Source organism: Luteimonas sp. A534 (genome assembly GCF_054072805.1).
In genome coordinates, this window is record NZ_JBSVRR010000001.1 from 146,540 (window position 1) to 167,365 (window position 20,826).

Sequence of the window (20,826 nt, forward strand, 5' to 3'; positions counted from 1 at the left end):
CACGATGACGCACGAGCGCGCAGCGGCCTTCCACATGGCCGACATCCGCAACAAGCGACCCACCCGCCGGCGCGCAGTGGCGGTGGGAGAACTGCTGGCGGGGGCCGACGCGTTCCCGCTGATCGTCGAACGCCGCCTGCCCAAGGGCGATGCGCTGGTGATGGCCGAAGTGGCCGGGCTGCAGGGCGCGAAGATGGCTTCGGCCTTGATGCCGCTGTGCCATCCGCTGCCGCTGGAGCTGGTGCAGGTGCGCTGCGTGCCGGTGCCGGAGCGCAACGCGATCCGCGTGTACTGCGAATGCGCCACGGAAGCCCGCACCGGCGTGGAGATGGAGGCGCTGGCCGGCGCCAACGCGGCGCTGCTGACGCTGTACGACCTGACCAAGCCGGTTGAGCCGGCGCTGGGCATTGGTGGCATCCGCCTGCTGTTCAAGGAGGGCGGCAAGAGCGGGCTTTGGCTGCATCCCGAAGGCATGGACGAGAGCGAACTCGCCCACTACCGGCCACGCGATCTTGTGCGCCTGGACAAGGTCGACTGCGCCGTGCTCACGCTCAGCGACCGCGCCAGCCGCGGCGAGTACGAAGACCGTTCCGGACCCGTGCTGGTGGACGGCCTGAGACGCCTTGGCGCGCGTGTGCCGGATGCCGAAGTGTTGCCTGACGGGATCGAACCGCTGGCCGGCCGTCTGCGCGTGCTGGCCGCCGAAGGCGTGCGCATCTGCCTGTGCACCGGAGGCACCGGTCTTGGCGCGGACGACGTCACGCCCGAGGCGCTGCGCTCGGTCGCCGACCGCAGCGTCGACGGCCTCGCCGAGATGTTCCGCAGCGAAAGCGCGAAGCACACGCCGCTGGCCTGGCTCAGCCGCGCCGAAGTGGTGCAGGTCGAACGCATGCTGGTGTTCGCGTTGCCGGGCAGCCGTCGCGCTGCGCAGCAGGGGATGGACATTCTCGCGCCGCTGCTGGCGCACGCCCTGGCGATGGTCGACGGCGAGGGCCATCCGTGACGGCTTACGCGGACGCGCTGGCGGCGATCCTGCGCGAGGCTGCGCCGTTCGCGATCGAACGCCGCACGCTGCCGGATGCGACCGGGCTGGTGCTGGCGGAAACGGTGGTAGCCGATGCCGACCTGCCGCCTTTCGACAATTCGGCCATGGACGGGTTCGCGCTGCGTGCCGCGGGTAAAGCGATCGCGGCGGGCACCGAGTTCGACGTCGCCGGGCTGCAGGTCGCGGGCGACGACGGCACGACCGCGGGCGTCGGCGCCTGGGAAATCATGACCGGTGCGCGCATGCCCGAGGGCCTGGACAGCGTGGTGCCGGTGGAGCGCGTGGAGGTGCTGGCGCAGGACGCCGAAGGCCGTCCGCGTCGGATTCGCCTGGCGTTTGAGGTCGGGCCCGGCGACAACGTGCGCCTGGCCGGCGAGGACGTCGCCCACGGTACGGAAGTGCTGCAGCCGGGCACGCGCATCGGTGCGGCGCAGGTGATGGTGCTGGCCTCGCTGGGCGCCGGCACCGTGGCCGTGCGGCGCCGTCCGCGCGTGGCGGTGCTCAACACCGGCCGCGAACTGGTCGACGATCCGCGCCAGCCGCTGGGCTCGGGCGAGATCCGCAACAGCAATGGGCCGTTCCTGGCCGCTCGCGTCGCGGCCGCGGGTGCGGAGCTGGTGCTGAGGGAAACCGTCAGCGACGAGCCCGAGGTCTTCCTCGCGGCGCTGGGCCGTGCGCTGCAGGCCGGCGCCGACATCGTGCTCAGCACAGGCGCGGTGTCGATGGGCCGCCACGACTTCGTGCCCGACGCGCTGCGCGGGATCGGTGCCGACATCCGTTTCCACAAGGTCGCGATCCGTCCGGGCCGGCCGCTGCTGTTCGCGCGCCTGGCGGGCGGGCAGCTGTATTTCGGATTGCCGGGAAACCCGGTCTCGGCCGCGGTAGGCCTGCGCTTCTTCGCCGAGCCGGCGATGCGCGCGCTCACGGGCATGGCGCCGGAGCGTCCGCTGCGCCTGCCGCTGGCCGCTGCGTACCGCAAGCGCGCGCCGCTGCGCTTCCACCTCAAGGGTCGCGTTGAGCTGGACGGCGATCGCCTGCAGGCGCGCGTGCTGACGGGCCAGGAGTCGTTCAAGGTGCTGCCGCTGCTGCAGGCGAACGCCTGGATCGTGGTGCCTGCGGAGACGATGGAACTCGATGCCGGCGGCATGGTGGATGTCTACACACTGGGGCACGCCGAGGCCCTGCAGATCGACGAGGTGAGGCAGTGAAGGTGGAGTTGAGCCTGTTCGGCGCGTTCCGCAGCCATGATTCCGCCGCGCAGGTGGTACTTGAAGTGCCCGAGGGTGCGCGTGTCGCCGACCTGCGCGAGGCGCTGGACCGCTACGCCCGCGAACGCTGGCCGGCCTACCGGCCGGAGCTGCTCAAGGCCTCGGCCTTCGCCAGCGAAACCACGGTGCTGCGCGATGCCGAGACGCTGCCCGAGGGCGTGCCGATGGCGGTGCTGCCGCCGGTCAGCGGAGGCTGAGCATGGACCGTTTCCACTGCGCGGTGACCGACATCGCCGATGGCCCGCTGGATCCGGCCGCCGCCATCGACTTCGTCTCCGATCCCGGCTTTGGCGGCATGGCGATGTTCGCCGGCCGCGTGCGCGACCTCAACCATGGCCGCGTAGTCACCGGCGTCAGCTACGACATGTTCGAACCGCTGGCGCTGAACGGCTTCCGCGCGATTTGCGAGGACATGGACACCCGCTTCGGCCCGAAGGTGAAGCTCTACGTGGCACACGCCAAGGGCCGCCTGGCCGTGGGCGACCTGGCGGTGGTGATCGCCGCCGGCACGCCGCACCGCGACGAGGCCTTTCGCGCCTGCCGCGAGCTGATCGAACGGGTCAAGCACACCAGCCCGATCTGGAAGCAGGAGCACTACGAGGACGGTGACAGCGTCTGGAGCGAAGGCTGCTCGCTGTGCGGCGACCACCACGCGCACGCGGACGCAACGCGGTGAAAGTCCAACTGCAGGGCCAATCGCTGCGCCTGCGTATCGGCGAGGACGAACTGGCGCGCCTGCTGGACGGCGAAACCATCGCGAACGAAACGCGGGCCGCAGGCGTGGCGCTGCGGCAGCTGCTGCGGATCGCGCCTGGCGAAGAAGCCCCCACGCTGTCCAGCGATGGCGGTGACTGGATCTTCGCCCTCCCCGAGGGGCCGGTGCGCGACTATGTCGGCCGCTTGCCCTGCCGCGACGCCCTGGAATTCGAGCTTCCGGGCGCGGACGCGACGCTGCAGCTGGCCTTTGAGGTGGACGTGCGCGACAGCGTGCGCCGGCGCGGCCCGCCAGCGCGCCGCGTGCCCCGCGCCGGCTGAACGACCCGCCCCACGTGCGCCGCCGACGTTGGCGCGGCGCGGATGTACCCTTCCGCCCAGCCTCGCCATCCCGGTCCCGTGGGCCCGAAAGCTATACTTGCCGGTCCGCAGTCCCGTCGTTCCCAGGCTCCCGAATGTTCGAATCACTGACCCAGCGACTCTCCGGCACCATCGAGCGCCTGCGCGGCCGCGGCCGGCTCACCGAGGAAAACATCCGCGAGGCCACCCGCGAGGTCCGCATCGCGCTGCTCGAGGCCGACGTCGCGCTGCCCGTGGTGCAGGCCCTGATCGAGCGCATCAAGGTGCGTGCGGTCGGGCAGGAAGTACTGAAGTCGCTGACGCCGGGCCAGGCGCTCATCAAGGTCGTGCGCGACGAGCTGACCGCGGTCATGGGCGCCGCCGCCGCGGACCTCAATCTCAACGTGCCTGCGCCCGCCGTCATCCTGATGGCCGGCCTGCAGGGCGCGGGCAAGACCACGACCGTCGGCAAGCTCGCGAAGCTGCTGAAGGAAAAGCGCAAGAAGAAGGTGATGGTGGTCAGCGCCGACGTTTACCGGCCGGCCGCCATCGAACAGCTGAAGACGCTGGCCGAACAGGTCGACGTGCGCTTCTTCGCATCCGACGCCTCGCAGAAGCCGGTGGACATCGTCCGCGCCGCGGTTGCCGACGCGCGCAAGTCGTTCATCGACGTGCTGCTGGTCGACACCGCCGGCCGCCTCGCCATCGATGAAGCGATGATGGCCGAGATCAAGGCGCTGCACGCCGCGGTCAATCCGGTCGAGACCCTGTTCGTGGTCGACGCCATGACCGGCCAGGACGCGGCCAACACCGCCAAGGCCTTCAGCGAAGCGCTGCCGCTGACCGGCGTGGTGCTGACCAAGACCGACGGCGACGCCCGCGGTGGCGCGGCGCTCAGCGTGCGCTACATCACCGGCCGCCCGATCAAGTTCATCGGCACCGGCGAGAAGGTCGACGGGCTCGACGTCTTCCACCCCGACCGCATCGCCAGCCGCATCCTCGACATGGGCGACGTGCTGTCGCTGGTCGAGCAGGTCGAGGGCCAGGTCGACAAGGAGAAGGCGCAGAAGCTTGCCGAAAAGGTCGCCAAGGGCAAGAAGTTCGACCTGAACGACATGCGAGACCAGCTCGAGCAGATGCAGGGCATGGGCGGCATCCATGGCCTGATGGACAAGCTGCCGGGCATGGGCCAGATCCCCGATGCGGTGAAGAACCAGGTCACCGGCAAGGAAGTGCCGCGCATGGTCGCGATCATCAATTCGATGACGAAGAAAGAGCGACGCAACCCGGCCCTGCTCAACGGTTCGCGGCGCAAGCGCATCGCCGCCGGCTCCGGCGTCACGCCGGCCGACGTCAACAAGATGATGAAGCAGTACCAGCAGATGGAAAAAATGATGGGCAAGCTGGGCCGCGGCGGCATGAAAGGCATGATGCGCGGCCTGCAGGGCATGATGGGCGGCCGCGGCGCGATGCCGTTCCGCTGAGCACGATGGTGGCCGCAATGGACGTGGGCGATCCCGCGGCCGCAGGCCACTTCACCACGATGCAGGTGCGCCACGGCGCGGTGCAGGGCCTTGCCCTGCACCTGGCCCGGCTGCGCGATGCGACCCTCGACATGTATGGCATCGCCCTTGATGGCGACGCGCTGCGTTCGCGCATGCGGGCGGCGCTGGCGGGCAGCGGTGATGCGTGCACGCTGCGTGTGGTGGTCCGGGGTGACGTGGTCGACGGCAAGGCCGGCATCGATGTCGACGTGGAGATTGAACCTTCGCGCGAACCCCGCTCCAGCTCCCTGCGCCTGCGCGCGCATCGCGGACTTCGCGTGCGCCCGGGGCTCAAGCACCTCGCCATCGGTGCCCAGCTCGACGCACGCCGCGCCGCCCAGGCCGCGGGCTTCGACGACGCGCTGCTGGTGGCTGCCGATGGCTGCATCGCCGAAGGCACGTTCTGGAATGTCGCGTTCTGGGACGGTAACGTGGTGACGTGGCCGGACGCGCCAAGCCTGGACGGCGTCACCCGACGCCTGCTGCAGGGTGCGCTGACGGCGGCAGGCGTGCCGCAGCATCATCGACCCTTGGCACTGGATGCGATCTCCGGGATGCGCGCTGCGGTGGCGCTCAACTCCCGTGGCGTACAGGACATCGCGTCGATCGACCGCCATGCACTCGTCGGCGACGCGCACTTCGTTTCCACGCTGCGCACGCTGCTTGCGGACATCCCCCGACACGCGCCCTGAGTGCGACCGCGGGAGCCGGCTCGCAAGCAGGGCGGGTCCCGGCTAGGATGGCCCCGGTTTTAGGGGGAAACCAACATGCTCGAAATCATTCCGACCGCGCCGGAAGACGGCGCGGAGACGACGCACTTGCCTGAAACGGTCTGCCATCGTCCGCAGTTCTCCGGCACCGCCGGTGAGTACTTCGGCATCTGGATCGTCAATGTCGTACTGACCATCCTCACGCTCGGCATCTACTCGGCCTGGGCCAAGGTGCGCACCGAGCGCTACTTCTACGCGAATACCCGCATCGACGGCTCCTCGTTCGAGTACCTCGCCGATCCGATCCGCATCCTCAAGGGGCGGTTGGTCGCGTACGCGGTGGTGGCGGCGCTGGTGGTGAGCTCACAGTCGATGCCGGTGCTGTACATGGTGCTGATCCTTCTGCTGTGGCTGTGCGCGCCGTTGATCGTTTGCCTCGCCGTCCGCTTCCGCGCGCGCTACTCGGCCTGGCGCGGGGTCCGCTTCGGTTTCGATGCCACGGTCGGCAGCGCATACGGACCGTTCCTGGGCTGGGTGGTGCTGGCCGGCGTCACCCTGGGCGTGCTGTCTCCGATCGCCAAGCGCAAGCAGCACGCGTGGCTGGCTCGCGGCCACCGATTCGGCTCCGCACGCTTCGCCTACGACGGGCGCGATGAGTCCTATTACCGGCCGTGGCTGGTGGCGGTGGGCCTGGGCTTCGTGCTGGCCGTGGTGGTGGCGGTGGTCTTTGGAGTCGTGTTCGCAGGCTTGGGGGCCGAGGAAGGCAGTGAACCCGATGTGGCGGCAGTCCAGGCCGCGGTCATGATTCCCATGGCGGTGTTCTACCTCGGGTTGTTCGGACTGCTGACCTACCTGCGCACCCGTCAGGTCAACCTGCTCTGGAACCACAGCACGCTGTCGGGGGTGCGATTCACTTCGACCCTGCGCGTACGCGACGTGGCTTGGCTCTACTTCAGCAACCTGGTCGCGATCCTGTGCACGCTCGGCCTGGCGACGCCGTGGGCGATGATCCGCCTGGCCCGCTACCGGGCCGACCATCTGATGCTGGAAAGCGATGGCGGACTTGCGGCGTTCAGCGCCGCGGTTGGTGGCGAGCGCGGGGCGGTGGGCGCGGAGATGGTGGACGCGCTCGACATGGGTCTCGACATCGGCCTGTGACCGCGATCCCTGCGCAGTGGCATGACGGTCGGAGCACCGCGTCGCAAGCGGTGCGCATCGAGCGCGTGGGTGCGGGGCTGCTGCGCCTGCATGTCGACGGCGGCGGCAGCGTGGACTGGCCGCTGGTCGAGGTGGCACTCGCGCCGCGGCTGGGCTCGACGCCGCGCGTGCTGCGCCGCCCAGGACACGGGCAGCTGGAGTGCGCGCACTCCCCCTTGCTGGAAGCGTGGTTCCCGAGACCGTCCAGTCGGATCGAAGCCATGGCGGACTGGCTTGAGCGCCGGCGCGCGGCGATCGCGGTGGCTGCCCTGGTTGCGGTCGCGTTCGTGGCGGTGTTCTTCAACATCGGCGTGCCGTGGATGGCGAAGCTTGCGGCCGAGCGCGTGCCGGTGGCCGTCGAGCGCGCCGCCAGCGACCAGGCCGACGCGCTGCTCGGGCGCTTGTACTTCGACGACAGCCGGCTGCCGGCGGCCCGGCGCGAGGGGCTGCTGCGGGGCTTCGAGGCGCTGGTCGACGGCGAGCCGCGCAGCGAGCAGATGCGGGTCGCGTTCGTGCATGCGCCGGTGATCGGTGCCAACGCCTTCGCACTGCCGGATGGACGCTTGTACGTGACCGACGCCCTGGTCGAAGTGGCCGGGAGCGATGACGAAGTGCTCGCGGTGCTCGCGCATGAGGCCGGCCACCATGTGCACAGGCACGGCATGCGGCGCGCGCTGGAAGGGGCCTCGGTGATGCTGATGGTGGGCCTGGCCTTCGGCGACGCGTCCGGATCCTCGCTCGCGGTGTCGATCCCGGCCACGGTGATGGGCAGCGCATTCTCGCGTGGGCACGAGACGGAGGCCGACGATTACGCGCTTGAGCTGCTGGCGCGGCGCGGTATCGACCCCGGCGCGTTCGCGACGATCCTGGGCCGCATCGCCGGCGAGGCCGGCACCGACGATGGCGTGCTGGGCTATGTCGCCTCGCATCCGTCGACGGCGCGGCGAATCGAGGCGGCACGGCGCGCCGGCCAGGCCGCAGGCCGGGATCCAGGCGTGCCGCCGCCGGGTCGCGGCGGGGAGGGAGGCACGGACGAGAGCCGGTGAATGCCCGCCGATCCCGGGAGGGTATCGCGCTGCGCCATGGCTTCCGCTACAATTCGCGGCTTACCTCGCCACCCTGGCGACTGGGCAATACGGAAAAACACCATGGTCAAGATCCGCCTCACCCGCGGCGGCGCCAAGAAGCGCCCCTTCTACCACATCATCGTCACCGACTCGCGCAGCGCGCGGGACGGCCGCAACATCGAGCGCGTGGGTTACTACAACCCGGTCGCGCAGGGCGGCGAGCAGCGCGTGGTGCTGGACACCGCCCGCGTCGACCATTGGGTCGGGCAGGGCGCGCAGCTGACCGACAAGGTCCGCGACCTGTACAAGGACGCGGTCAAGGCCTCGGCGGCGGCCGCCGCCTGACGGCCCGGCCGCGCCTCCGGGCGCGGCCATCTCCTTCATGGACACCTCCGGGCGCCGCATCCTGCTGGGCAGGGTCCACGGCGCCTTTGGCGTGCGTGGCGAACTGAAGCTGGAATCGTTCACCGATCCGGCGCGGGCCATCTTCCGCTACCAGCCCTGGATCCTGCGCGACGCACAGGGTCGTGAGCGCGCGCTGTCCGACGTGAACGGACGCGAGGGCGCGAAGGGCCTGGTGGCGACGGTGCCCGGCATCGAGGACCGCGACGCCGCCGAGGCGATGCGCGGCAGCGAGATCTGGGTGCCGCGTTCAGCGCTGCCGCCGCCCGCACCGGGAGAGTATTACTGGGTCGACCTCGAGGGCCTGCGCGTGGTCAACGTGGAGGGTGTCGAATTCGGCACCGTCTCGCACCTGTTCTCCACCGGCGCCAATGACGTGTTGGTGGCGCGTGGCGACCGCGAGCGCATGATTCCTTTCGTGACGCCCGACTACGTGGTGTCGGTCGATTTCGAGGCTGGCCTGGTCACCGTCGACTGGGACCCGGACTTCTAGGCATGGCCGCGGAAGGCGCCACGCAGCCTGCGATGCGCATCGACGTCGTCAGCCTGTTCCCGGACTTCGTGGCCCAGGTCGCCGGACACGGCGTGGTCGGGCGCGCCGGCGAGCGCGGCCTGCTGGCGCTGCACGGCTGGAACCCGCGCGATTACGCCGAAGGCAACTACCGCAGGGTCGACGACCGCCCCTTCGGTGGCGGCCCCGGCATGGTGATGCTGATCGATCCGCTGCGCGCGGCCCTGGCCGCCGCCCGCGAAGCCGATCCGGCCCCGGCGCGCGTGGTCTACATGAGCCCGCAGGGGCGGCCGCTCGACCAGGCCAAGGCCCGCGAGCTGGCCGCGTTGCCGCGCCTGGTGCTGCTCTGCGGACGCTATGAAGGCGTGGACGAGCGATTGCTGGTCGCTGAAGTCGACGAGGAGCTGTCGATCGGCGACTACGTGCTGTCAGGTGGCGAACTGGCTGCGGCGGTGGTGGTCGATGCCGTCGCCCGGCTGCTCCCGGGGGCGTTGAATGATGCGGAGTCCGCGGCCCAGGACAGCTTCGAGCCGCCCGCCGACGGCGAGGACGGGCCGCTGCTGCTGGATTGCCCGCACTACACGCGACCGGTCGAGCACGCGCTCGGGGCCGTGCCGCCGGTGCTCCTGTCGGGCAACCACGCCGGGATCGCCCGCTGGCGCCGGCAGCAGGCGCTCGGGAGGACCTGGCTGCGTCGCCCGGACCTGATCGACCTGGAGGCCCTGTCGCCCGCCGACCGGCGCCTGCTCGATGCCTGGCTGGCCGAAGCCGGCTTGCCGCCCGCCGGGCAGGCCTAAGCCTCTAGCGCGCAAGGGAAAAAGCGCGCTACAATGCGCGGCTAGCTACAACCACGCCAAGACGCGGGTCCACGTGCACTCGCGCTACAACAGCCCACAGGGCACTACCAACAGGCATCCACCATCATGAACAAGCCCTCGCTCAATACGCTGCTGCAGAACTTCGAGACCGAGCAGGTCACGCGCCAGCTCCCCGTCTTCGGTCCCGGCGACACCGTGATCGTCAACGTCAAGGTCAAGGAAGGCACGCGCGAGCGCGTCCAGGCCTATGAGGGCGTGGTCATCGCGAAGAAGAACGCCGGCCTGAACTCGTCGTTCACCGTGCGCAAGATTTCCCACGGCTTCGGCGTCGAGCGCGTGTTCCAGAGCCACAGCGCCGCGATCGACTCGGTCGAGGTCAAGCGCCGCGGCGCCGTGCGCGCGGGCAAGCTGTACTACCTGCGTGAGCTCGAAGGCCGCAAGGCGCGCATCAAGGAAGACCTCGCCGGCAACGCCAAGGCCCGCGCGAAGGCGGCTGCCGAAGCCGCTGCCGCCGCCGCCGAACCGGCTGCGTCTGCCGAGTAAGCGGCACGCGCGCATCACGCGCGCAATGTGTTTCGCCGGACGGCCGCCCCAGGGCGGCCGTCCGCGTTTGCGAGCCTTGGAAGTCCCGCGCCGGCGCTAGAATCCGCGCATGGCAGAGCGATCAGGCGAACCGGGCGCGCTCGACAGCGTCCGCATCGATGTGTGGCTATGGGCCGCACGCTTTTTCAGGACGCGCACGCTGGCACGCCAGGCGGTCGATACCGGCAAGGTCGAGGTCGGCGGGCAGCGGCCCAAGGCCTCGCGAACGGTGCGCGTGGGCGATGCGCTGCGCGTGGTCCGCGCGGACGAGGTGTTCGAAGTCGAGGTGCTTGGCCTGTCGGACGATCGTGGACCGGCACCGGTTGCACGCGGGCTCTACCGCGAGTCGGACGCCTCGCGAAGCACGCGCGAAGAGGCGGCGCTGGCCCGGCGCGCGGCGCGTGACGGCTATCGCGCGCCCGAACATCGTCCGGACAAGCGGGCGCGGCGGTTGATCCGCGCGCTGGGGGATATCGACGCCAGCTGAAGCGTCCAAAAGAAAAGCCGCATCCCTTCGTGAAGGGACGCGGCCGTACTTGGGTGCACGCTGGGACCGTCCTTCCCCGGTCGGCCGGGGAAGGACGCTGGAGCGTTATTCCTGGCCGAGGCTGTTCGGCGACTGCTCCGCGGCGAAGGCGCCCAGCTTGCGCAGCGCGGCAGCGACGCCTGCACCGTAGGCCGGGTCGGCCTTCGTGCAGTTGCCGACGTGGCGCTGCTTGATGAAGTCCGGTGCATCGCCCATGGCGCGCGCGGTGTTGTCGAACAAGACCTGCTGCTGCTCCGGCGTCATCAACCGGAACAGGTCGCCGGGCTGCTTGTAATAGTCGGCGTCGTCTTCGCGGAAGTTGAACCAGTCGGCCACGTTGCCGCTGATCTTCAGCGGCGGCTCGCGGAACTGCGGCTGCTCCTGCCACTGGTTGAAGCTGTTGGGCTCGTAGTGGGGCAGGCTGCCGTAGTTGCCGTCCATGCGCCCGGCGCCGTCGCGGTGGTTGCTGTTGACCGGGCAGCGCGCGGCGTTCACCGGGATCTGGTGGTAGTTCACGCCCAGTCGATAGCGCTGCGCGTCGGCGTAGTTGAACAGGCGCGACTGCAGCATCTTGTCCGGCGAAGGAGCGATGCCCGGCACCAGATTGCCCGGTGCGAACGCGGCCTGCTCGACGTCGGCGAAGAAGTTCTCCGGATTGCGGTTGAGCTCGAACTCGCCGACCTCGATCAGCGGGTAGTCGCCCTTGGGCCACACCTTGGTCAGGTCGAAGGGGTGGTACGGGACGGTGTCGGCCTCGGTTTCCGGCATGATCTGGACATACAGCTTCCACTTCGGGAAGTCGCCGCGCTCGATGGCGTCATACAGGTCGCGCTGGTGGCTTTCGCGATCATTGCCGACGATCTCGGCGGCCTCGGCATCGGTCAGGTTCTTGATGCCCTGCTGGGTGCGGAAGTGGAACTTCACCCAGTAGCGCTCGCCCTGCGTGTTCCAGAAGCTGTAGGTGTGCGAGCCGAAGCCGTGCATGTGGCGGTAGCTGGCCGGGATGCCGCGGTCGCTCATCACCACCGTGACCTGGTGAAGGGCCTCGGGCAGCAGCGTCCACCAGTCCCAGTTGTTGGTGGCCGAGCGCATGTTGGTGCGCGGGTCGCGTTTCACCGCCTTGTTGAGGTCGGGGAACTTGCGCGGGTCGCGGATGAAGAACACGGGGGTGTTGTTGCCCACCATGTCCCAGTTGCCTTCCTCGGTGTAGAACTTCAGCGCGAAGCCGCGGATGTCGCGCTCGGCGTCGGCCGCGCCGCGCTCGCCGGCGACGGTGGTGAAGCGGGCGAACATCTCCGTCTTCTTGCCCACCTGCGAGAAGATCGCGGCGCGGGTGTACTTCGTGATGTCGTTGGTGACGGTGAAGGTGCCGAAGGCACCCGAGCCCTTGGCGTGCATGCGCCGCTCCGGGATCACCTCGCGCACGAAGTTGGCCAGCTTCTCGTGCAGCCACACGTCCTGCGAAAGCAGCGGACCGCGGGGGCCGGCGGTGAGGCTGTTCTGGTTGTCGGGCACCGGGGCGCCGAACTGCGTGGTGAGATGGGTGACGGGGCACTTCTTGCCGGTGTCGGACGGATTGCTCATGGTGCTGGTTCCCCTTTGCTTGGAGGTGGACGGAGCCTGGAATCGACTCTACGTCCCCCTGATAGAAATATGAAATCGAATTAAGGAACTCGATTGATAGCGCAAGGCTATCGTCTTATTTCTTGCCGAAGAGTCCGCCGAGCTTCATCAGGTCGCCGATGCCGAGCTGGCCGTCGCCGTCCTGGTCCAGGACCGCGCCGAGGAGGCCGCCGCCGAGCCCGCCCTGCTGGCGGATCTCTTGCTGTTCCTGGCCAAGGAGGCCACCCAGTGCCTGGGCACCGTTCGCGTCCCGGGCACCACCACCGGCCATCGCGCGCTTGGCGAGGTAGGCCATGACGATGGGCGCCAGCATCTTCAGCAGTTGGCCCGCCTGGCCCTCGCCAAGTCCCGTCGCCTGCGCCACGCCGGTTTCGGCCCGCGCCTGGTTGCCTCCGAAGATGTGGCCGAGGATGGCGCCGCCCTGGCCGCCGCCGCCGAGCACCGCGCCCAGCACGTTGCCGATGTCGGCGCCGGCGTGGTCCTTCTGCAGCGCGCCGAACAGCGACTGCGCGCCCTGCGGCTGGCTGGCGTTCCTGCCGAGCGCGCCCATGATCAGGGGCAGCGCGGCGCTGATCGCCGCGGACGATTGTTCCTGGCTGATGCCGAGTTGCTGGGCGAGCTGGCTGGCGGGCGCGCCGCGAAGCTGGGCGGCGAGGTCGTCGGTGAGGGTGGCCATGGCGGACTCCTGCAGATGGCCCCTGATAGTAGCGCCGGCGCGAGGCGGCGTGGCGCGGCTCAGTCCTGCGGCGGGCCGTCGATGCGTCGCCCCCAGTCCTCGACCTGGCGGGAAGCGAGGCGGTGTTCGAGCAGCTTCCGCCACGACGGCACCAGCGGCAGGTCGAGTGCCTCGCCCAGCTGCGCAGGATCCAGCACGCGCCCGGCAAGGAGATGCGTGAGTCGTCGCAGCGGCCAGCCGGCCCAGGGCCGTTCGACCAGCGTCAGCACATCCCCGGCCTGCGCGTGGCCCGTTTGCAGCACGCGGTAGTACCAGCCGGTGCGTCCGGTGTCTTGGACGCGACGCGCCATGTCCGGCACGCCGAAGCGATCGTTGAGCTTCCAGCACGGTTGCCGGCCCTGGCTGACTTCCAGCATCGCGGTGCCCAGCGCGTAGCGGTCACCGATGCAGACGGTGCCCTCATCGAGACCACGGCTGCTGATGTTCTCGCCGAAGGCGCCGGACGTGGCGAGCAGGGGCAGGTCACCCAGTTCGGCGCGCCAGGCGGCGTAGTGTTCGAAGGGATAGTGGTGCACCGCCTTGTCGATGCCGCCGTGCACGCGCAGGTCGCCCTGTTCGTCGCCATCGAGGCCGAGTTCGCCGATGCGCACAGCCCCGCTGCGCGGTGTCTTGGCGATGCCGCTGCGGCTGCCGGGGCGCGTGTAGGGCACGGCGACGCCCGTCAGCAGGGCGTCCACGCGAACGCTGGCGCCGGGGTCGCTCATGACAGTGCTTTCAGGCGGTACAGCGCTTCCAGTGCCTGCTTCGGCGTGAGTTCGTCTGGATCGATGCCGGCCAGTGCCTCCAGCGCCGCGGACGACGGCGCGAACAGGCCGAACTGCTGCGGCGCATCCAGCATCTCCGCCGACATCGGCGGCGACGCCGCGGGTCCCTGCTGCTCGAGCTCCGCGAGGCGTGCGCGGGCCTGGCCGAGCACGGGTTTCGGCAAACCGGCCAGGGCCGCCACCTGCAGGCCGAAGCTGCGGTTGGCGGGGCCGTCCTTCACCGCGTGCATGAACACCAGCGCGTCGCCGTGCTCCACCGCGTCGAGGTGCACGTTGGCGATGCCGCTGCCCGGCGTCGCCAGCGCGGTGAGTTCGAAATAATGCGTGGCGAACAACGTGTAGCAGCGGTTGTGCGCAGCGAGGTGGCGGGCGCAGGCCTCGGCCAGGGCCAGGCCGTCGTAGGTCGACGTGCCGCGGCCGATCTCGTCCATCAGTACCAGCGACTGCGCCGTGGCGTGATGCAGGATGTGGCTGGTCTCGCTCATCTCGACCATGAAGGTGGACTGCCCGCGGGCGAGGTCGTCGCCGGCGCCGATCCGGGTGAGGATGCGGTCGATCGGGCCCATGCGCGCGCGCGACGCCGGCACGAAGCTGCCGATGTGGGCGAGCAGCACGATCAGCGCGTTCTGGCGCATGTAGGTGCTCTTGCCGCCCATGTTCGGGCCTGTGATCACCAGCATGCGGCGGTCGTCGTCGAGCATCAGGTCGTTGGGCTCGAAGGGCTCGTCGCGCACCGCTTCGACCACCGGGTGGCGGCCGCGTTCGATCTCGAGGCAGGGCGCGTCGACCAGTTCCGGGCGCGACCAGTCCAACGCCTGCGCGCGCTCGGCCAGGCCGGCGAAAACGTCGAGTTCGGCCAGCGCACCGGCGCAGCGCCTGAGTGATTCCAGGTGCAGGTTGAGCTCGTCCAGCAGCTGTTCGTAGAGCAGGCGTTCGCGGGCGAGTGCGCGTTCGCGGGCGGACAGCACCTTGTCCTCGAAGCCCTTCAACTCCTCGGTGATGTAGCGCTCGGCGTTGGTCAGCGTCTGGCGGCGCGTGTAGTGCGTCGGCGCCTTCGCCACGTGCGCCTTGCTGATCTCCAGGTAGTAGCCATGCACGCGGTTGTAGCCGACCTTGAGCGTGGCGATGCCGCTGGCTTCGCGCTCGCGCGCCTCGAGGTCGACGAGGAACTGGTCGGCGTGGGTGGAGAGCGTGCGCAGCTCGGCTAGCTCGGCGTCGTAGTCGTCGGCGAACACGCCGCCATCGCGGGCCAGCACTGGCGGCTGCTCGACGAGCGCATCGGCGAGCAGCCGGGCCTGGGCCTCGTGTTCGCCCAGACCGGCAACCAGCGCCTGCAGCCGCGGTGAATCCACTGGCGCCAGCAGCCGGCGCAGCGCCGGCAGCAGGCCCAGCGCGTCGCGCAGGGTGGACAGGTCGCGCGGCCGCGCCGAACGCAGCGCGATCCGCGAGAGGATGCGCTCGACGTCGCCCAGCGCACGGAACTGCTCGCGCAGGTCGCGCTCGACGCGATCGTCGATCAGCGCGCCCACGGCATGGTGGCGCTGGGCCACCACGGTGCGATCGCGCAACGGGCGGTGCAGCCAGCGGCGCAGCAGGCGCCCGCCCATCGGCGTCACGGTGCTGTCGAGCACGCCAAGCAGTGTGTGCTTCTGCTCACCGTCCACGCGCGTATCGAGCTCGAGGTGGCGTCGCGTGGCGGCGTTCATGGCGATGGCGCCGTCGCTCGCCTCCACGGCGATCGAGGTCAGATGCGGCAGGCGCTGCTTCTGCGTCTCCTCGACGTAGCCCAGGAGCGCGCCGGCCGCGGCGATGGCCAGCGGGCGGTCGTCGATGCCGAAGGCGGTGAGGTCGTGCAGGCCGAAGAAGCGCAGCAGCTGGCGGCGGCCGCTGTCGGCGTCGAACAGCCAGGGCGCGCGCCGGCGCAGGCCACCGCGTGTGGTCGCGAACACCGGCCAGCCTTCCTCGTCGGGCAGCAGCAGCTCCGCGGGATCCAGGCGCGCCAGCTCGGCTTCCAGGGCATCGTCGCTGGTGACTTCGTTGGCCAGGAACCGGCCTCCGGCCAGGTCGGCCCAGGCGAGGCCGTAGCCGGACTTTCCGCGGCTGACGGCCAGCAGCAGGGTGTCGCGGCGCTCACTCAGCAGCGCCTCGTCGGTGACCGTGCCGGGGGTGACGATGCGCACCACTTTGCGCTCAACCAGGCCCTTGCTCGTGGCCGGGTCGCCGACCTGCTCGCAGATCGCCACCGACTCGCCCAGGGCCACCAGCCGCGCCAGATAGCCCTCCGCCGCGTGGTGCGGCACGCCCGCCATCGGGATCGGCGCCCCGCCCGAGGCGCCGCGCTGGGTCAGGGTGATGTCGAGCAGCTTCGCCGCGCGTCGCGCGTCGTCATGGAACAGCTCGTAGAAGTCGCCCATGCGGAAGAACAGCAGCACGTCGGGGTGCTCCGCCTTGGCGGCGAAGTACTGCTTCATCAGAGGGGTGTGTTCGGGCGTCTTGTCCAGCGTCATCTGTCCGGCGGGCGGGGCGCGCAACGGACGCGCCCGACCCGGGATTGTAGCCGGGCAGGCAGCGCGTTCAGCGCTGCAGTGCGCGGGCGCCCGGCGTCTCCGGCGTGGCTTCGCCGGCCACGCTGACACGGTCGCGACCGCCGCGCTTGGCCTGGTACATGGCCGCGTCCGCACGGACCAGCACACGCTCGTAGTCGGGATGGCCGTCCTGCAGGGCGACGCCGATGCTGGCGCTGAGCGGCAGCTTGCGGCCATCCGACAGGGACACGGGTGAACCCGAGATCGCCTTGCGCAGGCCGTCGGCGATGGTGATCGCCTCGGCTTCGCCCACCGAGCCGAGCACCACCACGAACTCCTCGCCGCCGTAGCGGAACAGGTAGTCGCTGCCACGGGTGTTTTCGACCAGCAGCGCAGCGACGTGCTGCAGGGCGCGGTCGCCGGCCTCGTGGCCGTGGCTGTCGTTGATCGCCTTGAAGTGGTCCAGGTCGATCATCAGCAGCGCGAACTGGCGGCCGGTATTGGCCTGCAGCGCGATTTCGCGGCGCAGGATCGTGGGCAGGAAGCGGCGATTGAGCAGGCGGGTCAGGGTGTCCCGACCGGACTCCAGGTCGCCGATGCCGTCGAACATCATCGAGATCAGGTTGCGGATCGAATCCGCGGCCGCGCGCAGGTCGTCGAGCAGTGCGCGGCGCTCGGCGGCGCTGGCGGCCTGCGGCAGGCGCTCGCGCAGGGCGGTGTCGATGCGTTCGGCGAGCAGGTTCACTTCGCGGGTCTCGGCGCCATCACCGAAGCTGGCCATGCCCTTGTGCAGGAACCACAGTCCAAATTCCGATCGCGAGACCAGCAACGTCCGCGCCGGGCCGGGGTTCTCGTCGGTCAGCGCGTAGATCAGCGCGTTTTCCCAGGCCAGCAGCAGCGCACGCTGGCGTTCGCGCTCGGCACCGATGTTCTGGATCAGCGAGAACAGCCGGAAGGATCCGTCCAGCGCGCCTGCGGCGTCGCGGGAGCGGACGTAGGCCCGGGTCATGGTTTCCAGCGCGATGTCGATCAGGCTGTCGGCGCAGATGACGGCCTCCAGTGCCTGGGCATCGCTGGCGGCGCGGGCGCGGATTCTGGCGCGGAGATCGTCCTTGAGCATGCGTGCGCCACGGCTCACCAGGTCGACCGGGATGTCGATGCGCGCATGCACGTGGCCCACGTGTTCCTGCGTGGCCTGGAGGGTGGCGACGTCGGTGGATCGTGCGGCGAGCAGCTCGCGCAGCCAGCGCTGGAGCGAAGGCTTGAGGCGTTCGGCGACCTGGCCGGGACTGAGGAAGCGCGATGCCCGCGCGTCTTCAAGCATGTGTCCGTAGAAGTGGTCTGCCAGGATGGGGCCCGTGTCGGCGGCCACGGCGACCAGTAGGGTGCGCACGTCCTCGGTCACGGCCTCGAGGCGGCGGACCCAGTCGGCGCTCAGGCGGGGGTCAAGTGGGGCGGTGGGGCCCGGGAGGGCGCTACCCGTGGTTGGGGATGAGGTCATCCCGCTATTGTCTTACGCCGGTCGATGCGAATGCTGAACGTGCCCCGGAAGGGGGCTCCAGCGGCGCACATACGCATGCGTCCGGAATTGTGCTAGCGTCGCCTCAAGGCAGCGGAATCGCCGCCCGGGCCAGTCCCCCCACGCAGGCCCGGTGCGTGCCGCCATGGTGTTCCATGGCGGCGTCCGTGCCGATATCGACGACTGCGCAATCAACATCAGTAGGGGGACACCCATGGTCTCAGGCCATCTGCAACGCCACGCGCTCGCAACCGCACTCCTTGCCATCCTCGCAAGCCCCGCCTTGGTGTCGACGGCGCATGCCCAGGACGCTCCAGCCGCCGAAGAACGCCCGACCACGCTCGCCGGGATCACGGTCACGGCCCAGAAGCGCGAAGAAGCGCTGCAGGACGTGCCGGTCTCGGTCACCGTGCTCGACGAGCAGCTGCTCCAGGACACCGGCGTCCGCGACATCAAGGACATGCAGATCCTGGTGCCCGGCCTGACCGTGACCAGCACCCAGAACGAAGCCATCACCACCGCGCGCATCCGCGGCATCGGCACCGTGGGCGACAACGTCGGCCTCGAGTCGTCGGTGGGCGTGGTGATCGACGGTGTCTACCGTCCGCGCAACAGCGTGGGCTTCGGCGACCTCGGCCAGCTGGAGCGCATCGAGGTGCTGAAGGGCCCCCAGGGCACGGTGTTCGGCAAGAACACCTCCGCAGGCGTGATCAACATCGTGACCCGCCGGCCGAGCTACACCCAGAGTGCCGAAGGAGAGATCTCCGCGGGCAACTACGGCGCGCTCGGCATCGCCGGCAGCTACAACGACGCGCTCAGTGAAACGGCCGCCTTCAGCGTCTACGCAGCCAAGCGCAAGCGTGACGGCTGGATGGACGTGGAGACCGGCAACGGCCCGCGCACCGAAGACCAGGACTACGACCAGGACTTCCACACCTTGCGCGGCAAGCTGCTGTTCGAGCCGACGGAGAACCTCGACATCCTGTTCTCCGGTGACTTCACCAGCCGCGACGAGAACTGCTGTACCGCGGTGCAGACGGTGGTCGGCCAGAGCGCCCTGGTGCTCAACGCCGTGGCTGGCCACCAGGCGGTCGCCGCGCCTGGCGACGATCCGTTCGACCGGGTCGCCTACAGCAATCGCCCCACGACGCAGAAGATCAAGGACAGCGGCGTGAGTGCCGAGGTCAACTGGGATCCGGGCTGGTTCGGTGGCGCGACCCTGACCTCGATCACCGCCTCGCGCGAGTGGGAGAGCGTCAACGGCCTCGATTACGACTTCAGCACGGCCGACATCCTCTACCGCAACCCCAACGAGGACGAGTCGTTCACCGGCTTCAAGACCTTCAGCCAGGAGTTCCGCCTGACCGGGTCGACCGACAGCGTCGACTGGATGTTCGGCCTGTTCTACTCGGACGAGGACCTCGACCGCACCGAGACCTACCGCCTCGGCCCCCACTACGAGCCCTACGTGTCCTCGCTGATCAGCACCCTGGTGCTTGGCGCGCTGGCACAGCAGCTCGGGCCGCTGGGCATCCCGGTCGACATGACGAATCCCGCGCTGTTCCTGTCGCAGGTCAGCGGCCAGCCCTTCGGCACGAACTTCGCCGGGCTGGGCGCGAATGACCGCTACGAGCAGAACGCGGAGAGCCTGGCGCTGTTCACGAACAACACCTGGCACGCGACCGACGCGCTCGATCTCACCCTCGGGCTTCGCTACACGCGTGAAAAGAAGGAGCTGAGTTCCGACTACAGCAACCCCAACGGCAGTATCGGCTGCGGTTCGATGCTGGCCAATCCGGCGGCGCGCGTCGGCGGCGCGCTCTACCAGCGCATCCCGGGGCTGGCGCTGCTGCCGCCGGAGCTGCAGGCGCAGATCATCGGCGGCGCGGCCTCCCAGATCATCGGGTACTCCTGCCTGCCGTGGGCCAACGCGCTGCACAACGGGCGTTCGACGCTGCAGGAAAGCGACGAGAAGGAGTGGTCGGGCACGCTGAAGGCCGCGTATCGCTGGAACGAGAACGTGATGACCTACGGCTCGTTCGCGCGTGGCCACAAGGGCGGCGGCTTCAACCTCGACCGCGTGCAGTCCTCTGACGGCCTCTCCGAAAGCGGCGCCGGTATCATTCCGGTCAACGACACCTCGTTCGGCGGTGAGTTCGTCGACAGCTTCGAGCTCGGCGCCAAGACCACATGGGCCGGCGGCACGCTGCTGCTGAACGCCACGCTGTTCCACCAGGAGTACGAGGATTTCCAGCTCAACAGCTTCCTGGGGACCAGCTTCGTGGTGCGCTCGATCCCGGAAGTCACCTCGACGGGCCTGGACGCCGAGATCCTCTGGCAGCCGACCGCGGTGCCGGGACTGATGCTGCAGGGCGGCCTGATGTACGCGAAGACCGAATTCGGGGACAACATCCCCGGTCCGGACTTCGAGGAGCGCACGCCGGCGAGCACCTCCGGGGCCCTGTACAAGCTGACCGGTGCCACGATGCCGTTCGCGCCGGAATGGTCGGGTTCGCTGTCGGCGACCTACGAGTGGGACTTCTCCAGCAACCTGGTTGGCCGCTTCAATATCGGCGCCAAGTACATGGGCGACTACAACACCGGTTCCGACCTGGACGTGGAGAAGCACCAGGACTCGTACACGGTGGTCAACGCGCGCTTCGGCATCGGTCGCGCCGACAATCGCTGGATGGTGGAGTTCTGGAGCACCAACCTCACCGACACCGACTACGTGCAAGTCGGTTTCGACGGTCCGCTGCAGGCCCTGTTCCCCGATCCGGGTAATCCGTTCAACACCTACAACGCGTTCCCCGCCGCGCCCCGCATGTACGGCGTGACCCTGCGCGTACGCTACTGATCCACGCGGCACCCGAAGCCCGCGCATCCCCGGATGCGCGGGCTTTTCAGTGCGTGCCGGCGCGACAGGCCGGAGCGAT

General features: G+C 69.5%; 19 protein-coding genes and 1 pseudogene. 15 read left to right on the forward strand and 5 right to left on the reverse strand.

Annotated elements, in window-relative coordinates:
* Nucleotides 1-4: 4 nt before the first annotated feature.
* From moaCB to ACW5F0_RS00745, 14 genes are all read left to right on the forward strand, one after another.
* Nucleotides 5-1,003 carry a bifunctional molybdenum cofactor biosynthesis protein MoaC/MoaB gene (gene moaCB, locus ACW5F0_RS00680; protein ID WP_456999154.1) on the forward strand — a complete coding sequence of 333 codons (999 nt, stop codon included), beginning with the start codon at nucleotides 5-7 and terminating at the stop codon, nucleotides 1,001-1,003.
* A complete protein-coding gene (locus ACW5F0_RS00685; RefSeq protein WP_456998817.1) occupies nucleotides 1,000-2,253 on the forward strand; it encodes a molybdopterin molybdotransferase MoeA in 1,254 nt (417 codons plus the stop codon). The genes moaCB and ACW5F0_RS00685 overlap by 4 nt, the downstream gene beginning before the upstream one ends.
* Complete coding sequence (locus ACW5F0_RS00690; protein ID WP_456998818.1) at nucleotides 2,250-2,510, forward strand: MoaD/ThiS family protein; 261 nt, start codon at nucleotides 2,250-2,252, stop codon at nucleotides 2,508-2,510. Before ACW5F0_RS00685 ends, ACW5F0_RS00690 begins: the two co-directional genes overlap by 4 nt.
* Nucleotides 2,511-2,512: 2 nt before the next feature.
* Nucleotides 2,513-2,989 (forward strand): molybdenum cofactor biosynthesis protein MoaE, encoded by a 477-nt coding sequence (locus ACW5F0_RS00695; RefSeq protein ID WP_456998819.1) that lies wholly within the window; start codon nucleotides 2,513-2,515, stop codon nucleotides 2,987-2,989.
* Nucleotides 2,986-3,348, forward strand: coding sequence for a hypothetical protein (locus ACW5F0_RS00700; protein ID WP_456964127.1), 363 nt, complete (start codon nucleotides 2,986-2,988; stop codon nucleotides 3,346-3,348). The genes ACW5F0_RS00695 and ACW5F0_RS00700 overlap by 4 nt, the downstream gene beginning before the upstream one ends.
* A 134-nt stretch (nucleotides 3,349-3,482) precedes the next feature.
* Complete coding sequence (gene ffh / locus ACW5F0_RS00705; RefSeq protein WP_456964128.1) at nucleotides 3,483-4,850, forward strand: signal recognition particle protein; 1,368 nt, start codon at nucleotides 3,483-3,485, stop codon at nucleotides 4,848-4,850.
* Nucleotides 4,851-4,855: 5 nt separating this feature from the next.
* Complete coding sequence (locus tag ACW5F0_RS00710; protein WP_456964129.1) at nucleotides 4,856-5,602, forward strand: aminotransferase class IV; 747 nt, start codon at nucleotides 4,856-4,858, stop codon at nucleotides 5,600-5,602.
* Nucleotides 5,603-5,677: 75 nt separating this feature from the next.
* Nucleotides 5,678-6,778 carry a YjgN family protein gene (locus tag ACW5F0_RS00715; protein ID WP_456964130.1) on the forward strand — a complete coding sequence of 367 codons (1,101 nt, stop codon included), beginning with the start codon at nucleotides 5,678-5,680 and terminating at the stop codon, nucleotides 6,776-6,778.
* Nucleotides 6,775-7,863 carry a M48 family metallopeptidase gene (locus ACW5F0_RS00720; RefSeq protein ID WP_456998820.1) on the forward strand — a complete coding sequence of 363 codons (1,089 nt, stop codon included), beginning with the start codon at nucleotides 6,775-6,777 and terminating at the stop codon, nucleotides 7,861-7,863. The genes ACW5F0_RS00715 and ACW5F0_RS00720 overlap by 4 nt, the downstream gene beginning before the upstream one ends.
* Nucleotides 7,864-7,965: 102 nt before the next feature.
* Nucleotides 7,966-8,229, forward strand: a complete 264-nt coding sequence (gene rpsP / locus ACW5F0_RS00725) for a 30S ribosomal protein S16 (RefSeq protein WP_456964132.1) — start codon at nucleotides 7,966-7,968, stop codon at nucleotides 8,227-8,229.
* A gap of 37 nt (nucleotides 8,230-8,266) precedes the next feature.
* Nucleotides 8,267-8,779 carry a ribosome maturation factor RimM gene (gene rimM, locus ACW5F0_RS00730; protein ID WP_456964133.1) on the forward strand — a complete coding sequence of 171 codons (513 nt, stop codon included), beginning with the start codon at nucleotides 8,267-8,269 and terminating at the stop codon, nucleotides 8,777-8,779.
* A 32-nt stretch (nucleotides 8,780-8,811) separates the two neighbouring features.
* Nucleotides 8,812-9,594: a tRNA (guanosine(37)-N1)-methyltransferase TrmD gene (trmD, locus tag ACW5F0_RS00735; protein ID WP_456965232.1), complete on the forward strand. Its 783-nt coding sequence runs from the start codon at nucleotides 8,812-8,814 to the stop codon at nucleotides 9,592-9,594.
* 126 nt (nucleotides 9,595-9,720) lie between these two features.
* Nucleotides 9,721-10,158: a 50S ribosomal protein L19 gene (gene rplS, locus ACW5F0_RS00740; protein WP_456964134.1), complete on the forward strand. Its 438-nt coding sequence runs from the start codon at nucleotides 9,721-9,723 to the stop codon at nucleotides 10,156-10,158.
* 109 nt (nucleotides 10,159-10,267) lie between these two features.
* Nucleotides 10,268-10,684 (forward strand): RNA-binding S4 domain-containing protein, encoded by a 417-nt coding sequence (locus tag ACW5F0_RS00745; protein WP_456964135.1) that lies wholly within the window; start codon nucleotides 10,268-10,270, stop codon nucleotides 10,682-10,684.
* A gap of 83 nt (nucleotides 10,685-10,767) precedes the next feature.
* Here ACW5F0_RS00745 and ACW5F0_RS00750 read toward each other — a convergent pair.
* The 5 genes and pseudogenes from ACW5F0_RS00750 to ACW5F0_RS00770 form a co-directional block, all read right to left on the reverse strand.
* A pseudogene (locus ACW5F0_RS00750) lies at nucleotides 10,768-12,307 on the reverse strand (catalase); the annotation flags it as partial.
* Nucleotides 12,308-12,422: 115 nt separating this feature from the next.
* On the reverse strand, nucleotides 12,423-13,022 hold the full coding sequence (locus ACW5F0_RS00755) for a DUF937 domain-containing protein (RefSeq protein ID WP_456964136.1): 600 nt from the start codon (nucleotides 13,020-13,022) through the stop codon (nucleotides 12,423-12,425).
* Between the two features lie 59 nt (nucleotides 13,023-13,081).
* Entirely contained in the window at nucleotides 13,082-13,786 is a 705-nt protein-coding gene (locus tag ACW5F0_RS00760) for an MOSC domain-containing protein (RefSeq protein ID WP_456964137.1), read from the reverse strand.
* Nucleotides 13,783-16,353, reverse strand: a complete 2,571-nt coding sequence (gene mutS / locus ACW5F0_RS00765; protein WP_456998821.1) for a DNA mismatch repair protein MutS — start codon at nucleotides 16,351-16,353, stop codon at nucleotides 13,783-13,785. The genes ACW5F0_RS00760 and mutS overlap by 4 nt, the downstream gene beginning before the upstream one ends.
* A gap of 67 nt (nucleotides 16,354-16,420) precedes the next feature.
* The gene (locus ACW5F0_RS00770) at nucleotides 16,421-17,872 is read right to left on the reverse strand and encodes a diguanylate cyclase (RefSeq protein WP_456998822.1); all 1,452 of its coding nucleotides are present in this window, start codon (nucleotides 17,870-17,872) and stop codon (nucleotides 16,421-16,423) included.
* A gap of 232 nt (nucleotides 17,873-18,104) precedes the next feature.
* Between ACW5F0_RS00770 and ACW5F0_RS00775 the strand changes: the two genes are divergently transcribed.
* Nucleotides 18,105-20,747, forward strand: coding sequence for a TonB-dependent receptor (locus ACW5F0_RS00775; RefSeq protein ID WP_456964139.1), 2,643 nt, complete (start codon nucleotides 18,105-18,107; stop codon nucleotides 20,745-20,747).
* The last annotated feature ends 79 nt before the right edge of the window (nucleotides 20,748-20,826 follow it).